The organism is Pannonibacter sp. Q-1, from assembly GCF_054073275.1.
This window is the reverse complement of the sequence record NZ_JBSXNB010000021.1, coordinates 1-3,652: the sequence shown is the minus strand read 5'-3', so window position 1 is coordinate 3,652 and position 3,652 is coordinate 1. Positions and strand designations below refer to the sequence as shown.

General features: G+C 55.8%; 5 protein-coding genes. 2 read left to right on the top strand and 3 right to left on the bottom strand.

Features of this window, described 5'->3' with window-relative positions:
* Nucleotides 1–219: hypothetical protein (locus ACVNHC_RS24455; protein ID WP_457169894.1), on the top strand; the 219-nt coding region annotated here is incomplete at its 5' end.
* A 22-nt stretch (nt 220–241) separates the two neighbouring features.
* Here the strand turns inward: ACVNHC_RS24455 and ACVNHC_RS24450 are convergent.
* From ACVNHC_RS24450 to ACVNHC_RS24440, 3 genes are all read right to left on the bottom strand, one after another.
* Nucleotides 242–1,342 (bottom strand): hypothetical protein, encoded by a 1,101-nt coding sequence (locus ACVNHC_RS24450; protein WP_457169893.1) that lies wholly within the window; start codon nt 1,340–1,342, stop codon nt 242–244.
* A gap of 533 nt (nt 1,343–1,875) precedes the next feature.
* Nucleotides 1,876–2,166: a nucleotidyltransferase family protein gene (locus tag ACVNHC_RS24445; RefSeq protein WP_457169892.1), complete on the bottom strand. Its 291-nt coding sequence runs from the start codon at nt 2,164–2,166 to the stop codon at nt 1,876–1,878.
* Complete coding sequence (locus ACVNHC_RS24440; protein ID WP_457169891.1) at nt 2,144–2,335, bottom strand: helix-turn-helix domain-containing transcriptional regulator; 192 nt, start codon at nt 2,333–2,335, stop codon at nt 2,144–2,146. Before ACVNHC_RS24440 ends, ACVNHC_RS24445 begins: the two co-directional genes overlap by 23 nt.
* Nucleotides 2,336–3,021: 686 nt before the next feature.
* On the opposite strand from ACVNHC_RS24440, the gene ACVNHC_RS24435 reads away from it, so the two are divergent.
* Nucleotides 3,022–3,417 carry a hypothetical protein gene (locus ACVNHC_RS24435; protein WP_457169890.1) on the top strand — a complete coding sequence of 132 codons (396 nt, stop codon included), beginning with the start codon at nt 3,022–3,024 and terminating at the stop codon, nt 3,415–3,417.
* Nucleotides 3,418–3,652 lie beyond the last annotated feature (235 nt).

Below are 3,652 nucleotides of genomic sequence, written 5' to 3'. Positions count from 1 at the left end.
CGAGATAGCCGCTCTGGGCCTGAGGCGTTTGCAGATGCTGCTGAATGTCGAAGCGCGTTGTTTCCAGTGCCATGCTGCCGTTCCTGTATCAATTCCAACGCTCAATATGGGCTATTTCTCTATATTTTTCAGTACATTACGCAACCTCTTCAAGAGGTTTCAATCGGATTGCAACGTCTGGAATTTCGTGCATTCGACCCTGATGGGGGTCTCAGCTGAGCCCCCCATCAGGCAGCGCCACCTACGACAATTTTACACTGCTATCGTCATCATAGTAGTATTCATTGTCAGATTCATTATCGAGGATATTGCTCAAGTGACTTATAGTCTCTGACGCTTTTATTAGTTCGTTTATCTGGTCTTTGCTTAGTTTTGATTTTTCCGTAAATCTATCATCATTGTTGAGCCAACCAATTTCCCGAAATGCTTTCCTTGCAACGTCTCTCATCAGCTGGAAACTTTTCAGCAAATCATATGGAAATATCTCTGTGAGAGATTTAGCTGCAATTCTGGCGCTTTTAACAAGTTCTGTAAGTTCTTTCCGTTTTTTTATAAATTCTTTTTGCTCGTCCTTGAATGATTCAATGCTCCATTCCAGTGAAATTCTCATTCTATCTATCTGAATACTCTTTGAGTTCAGCTCTTCCATTTTATCCTGAACAGCCTTGCGCTCCTCCTCCAGCTTTTGCATTTCCCGCTTCAGCCGGTCTGCCTCCAATTCTTCAGCCGATTTCCAATCCGAACCGGGCTGTTTCTTGGGCTCTCCGCGTTTCACTTCGAGGCGCAGCCTATCTCGCAGATACTCGTACCAGGCATCTTGCAGCGCCTGTCCTTGCCCTCTCAGGGTTGGTGCACGGTCATAACGGGCGGCCAGTGCCTTCAGATCTCGAGAAGTGGAGATTGCGGTTTGCACCTGCCGCTTCGTTTTCTTCTCGTATTTTGGCGCAATGAACAGATCCACGACATGCCGGCTCTTCTCGTCCCGATCAACCCGATCGGCGAATATGGCGGAGGTGCCGAATATCTCTTCTGCAAAGGTCCGTGCATGGGCCAGCATCAGTTCTGCATCATCGCCATTAACCAAATCAGCGGGAAACTGCATGACCATGTGCAATGCTTTGGTCGCGGATTTCTGGACCTTCGCCCCTTCCACATGGCCGTCATAGAGCGCATTCAGGTCCAGGCCGGTCGTAGACAAGGGCTTCTCTTCCCTGACAACCCGGCCCCTGCCGGTAGCATCCAACCGCTTCCCGTGTGCTTCTGCGGCTGAAAGAGCGACCCCACTCAACCGCTGAATACGAACCGCTCCTGCGACCCCGGATACAGGACTTCCAACACCCATGATGCACCCTCGCGTGTTATCCTTCCAAAAGAAGGATAACACGCTATACTTTTTTTGGGACCCCACCTGCGGCGACCCAAAAAAAGCGTGGCAGGGTTCCCCTGCACCCACTGATCCCAGCCTCGCCGGGATCAGAAGATTGCCAGCAGGCATCGAAATTACGGCCCTACAGCGCTTTTTCCGCTCTTCCCCGCCCTCAACCCGCCCGGCGCCTGAAAGCGCGTCCTGAGCCCTCCCTGAGGCCCGCAGACCCCTTTCAGGGCCGCTTGCCCCATAGCCAGGTCACCGGAGCTGAAGGGCAGTCCAGGGGAGTGGTGCGGGCGCAGGGAGCGCAGCGACTGAGCCACGGTCCCCTTGACGGGCCGGAGGCGACCCAATTCTGTCTCTGGGGTGGAGAAGGAGCGGCGAGGAGGCCCAAAGGCCGACGCTGCAAGCCCGATCCCACCCCTGCCACGTGGCGAACGCGGGGAGGGCACAGGGAGGGGCCGCGCCCCTCCCTGCTAGGCCGTCAGGCCCGGTAAAATGAACTGCCCCTAAACGGGTTCGGCCTCAGCCATCACCCGGTCCCGGAATCGAGTTGGCAGGGCCATGGGTGTGAAAACCTCGACCTGGACACCCAACAAGCGTTGAAGCTCGTATTGCAGGCCGCCCACATCGAACAAGGTTGCCGTAGGCAGTGGGTCCACCAGCAAGTCCAGGTCGCTGGCGTCATGGTCCGTGCCATGCAGAGCCGATCCGAAGACACGGAGGTTCGTGAGCGGATAGCGGGCCACCAGCTCGCGCACTGCCGTGCGGTTCAGATCAAGGGCGACGGACGGTTTCATGGCTTTCCTGCCCCTCAGCCATGGCACGGGCGCTGATGATCACGCCAAGGGCATGGTCGATATATTCCGCATCCCCAGTTTCAAGGGCATCCCGGAGAAACACGGCCTGCTTTTCAGGGGTATCCAGATACGTGGCCGCATCGAATTGAATTGTCTCAATCGTTATCACTCCCCCCCCTCCCCCCCTCGGGGGGACAAGATCCAGTCGCCGGCTAGGCGACGCCGATTTTAAAAAGTTCGAGTGTCGCGTGTCGCTTCGCTCGAAACTACGACACTGACACTGTGAGGCTAAAAATGTACGTCCCGGAGGGTAGGCGTGTTCGCTTTTTTGCCGAAGGCAAAATTGAGTTCGCTGCGCTCACGCTTTTTCATGCTCCTCACGGGGGGCACTCACCACACAGTTGACCACAGGCCATACGCTCGTTGGGGCGGCTTTGGCCTATGGACAACTGTGCACTGAGTGCCCCCGTTCCGGGGCTGTATAGATCATAAGAAGGGTCGGAAAAAAAGTTGTTTAAAATCAAATACTTATAGCAGGGGTAGCCGCACCAGCTATGCGGTAGGGTAGCCGCACCAGCTGTGCGGTAGGTTCGCTTGATTATTCCGCAGACCTGCAGAATAATTCAGCAGAAATTTCAGGCTTGCCTGCGGAGTTTTCCGGCAAGCCTGCGGCCACCCTACCGCAAGGATATTCGCAGCATGCAAAGACCTTCCGCGCCCTCGGAAATAGGGGCTCCAGCGAAGAGCAAACCCGGCCAGTGGGTGCAGACCGAACGCAAAACTCACGAAGCGTGGGCTAGTCTAGTTATGCGCAAGCCTCGCGCCGCAGCTTTAGCCCATCACTTGGTGGCCCAGATGGGCCATCAGAATGCGGTGGTCATCCCACAAGGCGTTCTGGCAAAGCTCATGGGGTGCAGTGTCGATACAGTCCAACGGGCAGTGCGTGATCTGGTGGCCGAGAAATGGATTTCAGTTGTTCGGCTCGGGCGCGGCAAGGAAGCCGCTTACGTGGTCAATGATCGGGTAGCGTGGGGCCAGTCTCGCGATCAGCTGCGCTTGTCAGTGTTCAGCGCAGCTGTGGTGGCTGACTACGAAGATCAGGACGAGGCCCTTCTGGGCCATGGAGACTTACGACGCATCCCCACGCTGTATCCCGGCGAACATCAGCTGCCGGCCGGCCCAGGCGAAGACCCACCAAGTCAACCCGCCATCCCTGGCCTAGAGCCTGACATTCCCGCTCGCCAACGGTGAACATGCCGTCTAACGTGAGGCGCAACATGTTATATTACACGTTAGGATCTGAAACCCCCATGAAACTGAGCGCAAATGAAGCCGCAAAGCGGACCGGGAAGAGTGTTCCGACCATCACGCGAGCTATAAAAACCGGCAGAATATCTGCTGAAAAAAACGATGCAGGCGGCTACCTGATCGATCCTGCCGAACTCTTCCGGGTTTTCCCGGCTGTAACGCGCAACAGGGGTGCTTC

Coding starts and splice junctions, on each gene's coding strand:
- ACVNHC_RS24445 (WP_457169892.1), bottom strand. CDS start 2,166: ATGAAACCGTCCGTCGCCCTTGATCTGAACCGCACGGCAGTGCGCGAG.
- ACVNHC_RS24450 (WP_457169893.1), bottom strand. CDS start 1,342: ATGGGTGTTGGAAGTCCTGTATCCGGGGTCGCAGGAGCGGTTCGTATT.
- ACVNHC_RS24435 (WP_457169890.1), top strand. CDS start 3,022: ATGGGCCATCAGAATGCGGTGGTCATCCCACAAGGCGTTCTGGCAAAG.